At 62.5% G+C, this 3729-nt stretch carries 3 protein-coding genes; 1 reads left to right on the top strand and 2 read right to left on the bottom strand.

Translation table 11 applies throughout. From position 1 onward, the window contains the following. Positions 1–809 (bottom strand): biosynthetic peptidoglycan transglycosylase (locus VFV09_03055; GenBank protein ID HEU4866685.1); only part of this gene is annotated, 809 nt, incomplete at its 3' end. Positions 810–880: 71 nt separating this feature from the next. On the opposite strand from VFV09_03055, the gene VFV09_03050 reads away from it, so the two are divergent. Continuing rightward, positions 881–1762 carry an isocitrate lyase/PEP mutase family protein gene (locus VFV09_03050; protein HEU4866684.1) on the top strand — a complete coding sequence of 294 codons (882 nt, stop codon included), beginning with the start codon at positions 881–883 and terminating at the stop codon, positions 1760–1762. 781 nt (positions 1763–2543) lie between these two features. Here the strand turns inward: VFV09_03050 and VFV09_03045 are convergent. Further along, positions 2544–3729 (bottom strand): RHS repeat-associated core domain-containing protein (locus VFV09_03045; protein ID HEU4866683.1); only part of this gene is annotated, 1186 nt, incomplete at its 5' end.

Here is a 3729-nt window from a genome sequence, read left to right as displayed (position 1 = left end):
TCCTGGAAGACCGGCTTCTCCCGCCGGGCCTCCACCGCTTCCTGGGCCGTAATGTTGCCGACCTGCTCCATCCGGCCGATGACGTCCAGCCGGCGGGCCTCAGCCCGGGCCGGGTTGGTGTAGGGGGAGTAGCGGCTGGGGGCGGGAATCTGCCCCACCAGCTGGGCAGACTCGGAAAGGGTCAGGTCCTTGGCGCTCTTGCCGAAAAAGGTGTTGGCGGCCGCTTCGATGCCGTAGGAGCCGGCGCCGAAGTAGACGGTGTTCAGGTAGCGCTCGAGAATCTGCTCCTTGCCGACCTCCCGCTCCAGCTGCGAGGCGATCTGGGCCTCCCGGATCTTTCGGGTGAGAGAGCGTTCCTTGCCGACGAACACGGTTCCCACGTACTGCTGGGTGATCGTCGACGCGCCCCGGAGCCTTTCGCCGGAGACCTGGGACTCGGTCAGCGCCTTGATGATCGCGGCGAAGTCCAGCCCCTGGTGCTCGAAGAAGCGGGAGTCCTCCGAGGCGACGACCGCCCTTTTGAGGTTGCTGGGCATCTCTTCGTAGTCGATGGGCACCCGGAAGTTGGCGCCGCGCAGGGTCGCCAGCAGGGTGCCGTCCGCCGCGTAGATGTGGCTCGACCGGGCGATGTTGACGCCGCTGGGCTCCGGGATCGCGATAGGGGGCGAGAACTTGAAGAAGTAGAGGTAGGCGCCGCCTCCGGCAATAAGTCCCAGCAGCAGCGGCAGCCCGAGCAGGACCAGCGCCGCCGCGATTGCGATGTCGACCGGGGTGTGGCGGATGCTGTTGAGGCGTTCGTTGAACGTCATGCGTACTAGGATATTCCCTCTTCAGCCAGACCTTTTCCCGTACTCCATTCCCCGGACGAAAGGCTTCAATCTTGGGCAACTCCGCCGACGCGATCCGTCAGCTCCTCGCAGGCGGCGCCACCGTCAACATGCCGGGTGTCTACGACGCATTGACCACCCGCCTGGCCACGAGGGCCGGTTTCGACGTCCTGTTCGTCTCCGGCTACTCGGTCTCCGCCTCCAGGCTCGGTTCGCCGGACTTCGGATATTTGACCCAGAGCGAGATCGCCGACTCCGCCCGGGGCATCTGCTCGAACACCACGCTGCCGGTGATAGTCGACGCCGACACCGGCTACGGCAACCCCCTCAGCTGCATCCGGACGGTCGACCTGCTCCACGGCGCCGGGGCCGCAGGCATCTTTCTGGAGGACCAGGTCTGGCCTAAGAAGTGCGGCCACTTCGCCGGCAAGAAGGTGGTTGAGGCGGACGACTGGCTGGCCAAGCTGAAGGCCGTGCTCGACCAGCGGGAGGAGGGCAAAGACCTGTTCCTGGTCGCCCGGACCGACGCCCTCAGCACCCGGGGCATAGACGACGCAATCGACCGGGCCAGGCGGGCCCGGGACCTGGGTGTCGACGCGATCTTCGTCGAGGCGCCGCCGGACATCGAGTCTCTGGAACGGGTCGCCAAGGAGGTCGAAGGGGTTGTCAGGGTCGCAAACATGATCGAGGGGGGCAAGACCCCGCTGCTCACCGACGCCGAGCTCCACGACCTGGGCTACGACCTGATCGTCACACCTCTGACGCCGCTGTTCGCCGCAACCAAGGCCGTCCAGGAGGTGTTGGAGGTCCTGAAAAAAGAGGGGACCGTACGCGACCACCCGGAGATGATGGTCTCGTTCACGGAGTTCGAGCCGGTGGTCGATCTCGATGGGCACAAGGCTTTGGAAGATAAGTACCGGCTCCCTGGGGGCTAATGGTGTGCAACGACCTCGTTAGAAAACCCAGGTCGAGCACTTAACTATTGGGCGCCACCGTCTCCTCCAGGCTGATTGCATTCTCCAAGCCGAAGGCAGGAGAGATTTGGTCTCCGTAGGGATTGATGGTCGCAGCATCACCACGATGTCTGCCTGATGAACGAGCAAGGTGTTGTTTTTCCAGAGCGCGGTTGTCCAGGATCCAGACGACGAATCCGAGCCGGCCGTATCTCAGCAAACGCTCCGAGGCGATCCAGGTCAGTTAGATGAGAGCAAGCGTCTCGGATCATCCTGACAGAGGGGGGGCATCCTCGCAGAGCGCATGTGCTAGACGTTCGTAATCGTCGTCCAAAACCTCACTCCTAACTCTAAGGGTACGGGAGGGTGTCGTTACCTCCAGAGCGATTGGTGCGCGGATAAGCAACATTCTCGGACGGATCCGCCGAGCCTTCACTTCAAGTAGAGACCACCGCCCGATCAACCCTAGCGGGGTTGGCTCACCCCATGGGGAGGCTTCAAGAACGATCAGTTCTGAGGAGGTAAGGATCCAGAGACTATGGGGTGCCCCAGCTGTTGAGGTCCGCCGAAAAATCGAGCGCAACATCCAATCAATGACAGCGAACGGTCCGAGATCTCCGAATACAACCGGATAATCGGGAATAAGGAGCGCGCATGCCCTGATCGGTTCAGCCAATCCCAGAGTCCCGGCTGCGCCGGTTGCCATTTCTCTGCAGTCCCTTGAACCAATCAACTTTCTGTCTCCGCTTCGCATCGCCACTCCTTAATTGGGCGTTCGGGTCAGCGGAACATACGGACCCAGAGGCATGGAAGCCATGGAGGAACGCACCCATCCGCTGAACTTCTGAACAACGGGCCATTTGGCGACGGCATCAGCTGCGTCTGGTGCGGAGCAGACCCCATCAACTGTCAACGCTATCTGACCTACCACGGGAAGCAGTTTTACGGCCAAGGCGCCGCCTGTACGCATAGTCGCCTTAGCGTAGGCCGCTATTTGCTTGGCTGTGCCCGAAGCTGAGGCTTCGGCAATGGACTCCAGATTTACTGCGACGTCCCATGCTTTCCGAAATTCTCCGCGCACCGAATATCCTGCCGCCCGGAAAAAGTCACCCGGCCCAAGAAGCCGGGCTATTCCGCTTACCTTCGGCGAACAGGTGCACAGTCCTGTTGGATCCCGGAAATTTACAGGATTACTGTGTGAGTACGGGTACGCTGTTTGGCTTTGCGGATCCACCAAAGTTCCAGAGAACGGATCCTTACTGATAAAACGGCCGATAGACGGGTCGTAGTACCGGGCCCTCAGGTACTGGTAGCCCAAGGCCGGATCGTCCTGCTGGCCGGCAAACCGGAACTCGGTTGAGCCCGGCCCCGTGCTCGATTTCACAGCTCCGAAAACGTCGTAGGTGTAGGTCGCAGTGACCGCTCCCGACGCATCCGTCAGAGCCGCCGTCGACCCCAGGCCGTCTGCCAGCGGGTAGCTGGTGGTGGTCCCAGTGGCCTGGCTGATCAGCCCCAGCCCGTAAACGTAGCTGGTGTTGCCCTCCTGCAGCACCACCGGCAGCACGGCCGCCAGATCCCAGGTGAAGACCGTGGTCACCCCGGCCTGGGTCTTGGAGTGCCGAAGGTCGTCTCCCCGGTAGGTGTAGCTGACCGGGTTGCCCCCGACGGTTGCCGAGGTGAGGCGGTCCTCGATGTCCCAGCCGAACACGTCCGCTCCCCGGCCGGTCTGGTTGCCGTTGTTGTCGTAGGTGTAGGTCACCCCGCCTGCTGTGGTCATCCGGTCGGCGTTGTCGTAGGTGTAGGAGGTCGTCGAGCCCTCTACCTTGGTCTGCCGGTTGCCGACGTTGTCGTAGGTGTAGGCCTGGGTCGACGAATCCGGGTAGGTGACCCCGGTCAGCCGGTACAGGTCGTCGTAGCTGTAGCTCTCGAGCCCCGCCGGGGTCAGCACT

The organism is Actinomycetota bacterium (assembly GCA_035759705.1).
Taxonomy (GTDB): Bacteria; Actinomycetota; CADDZG01; order JAHWKV01; family JAHWKV01; genus JAJCYE01.
The sequence above is the reverse complement of the archived record's forward strand: the minus strand, read 5'-3'. Positions and strand labels throughout refer to the sequence as shown.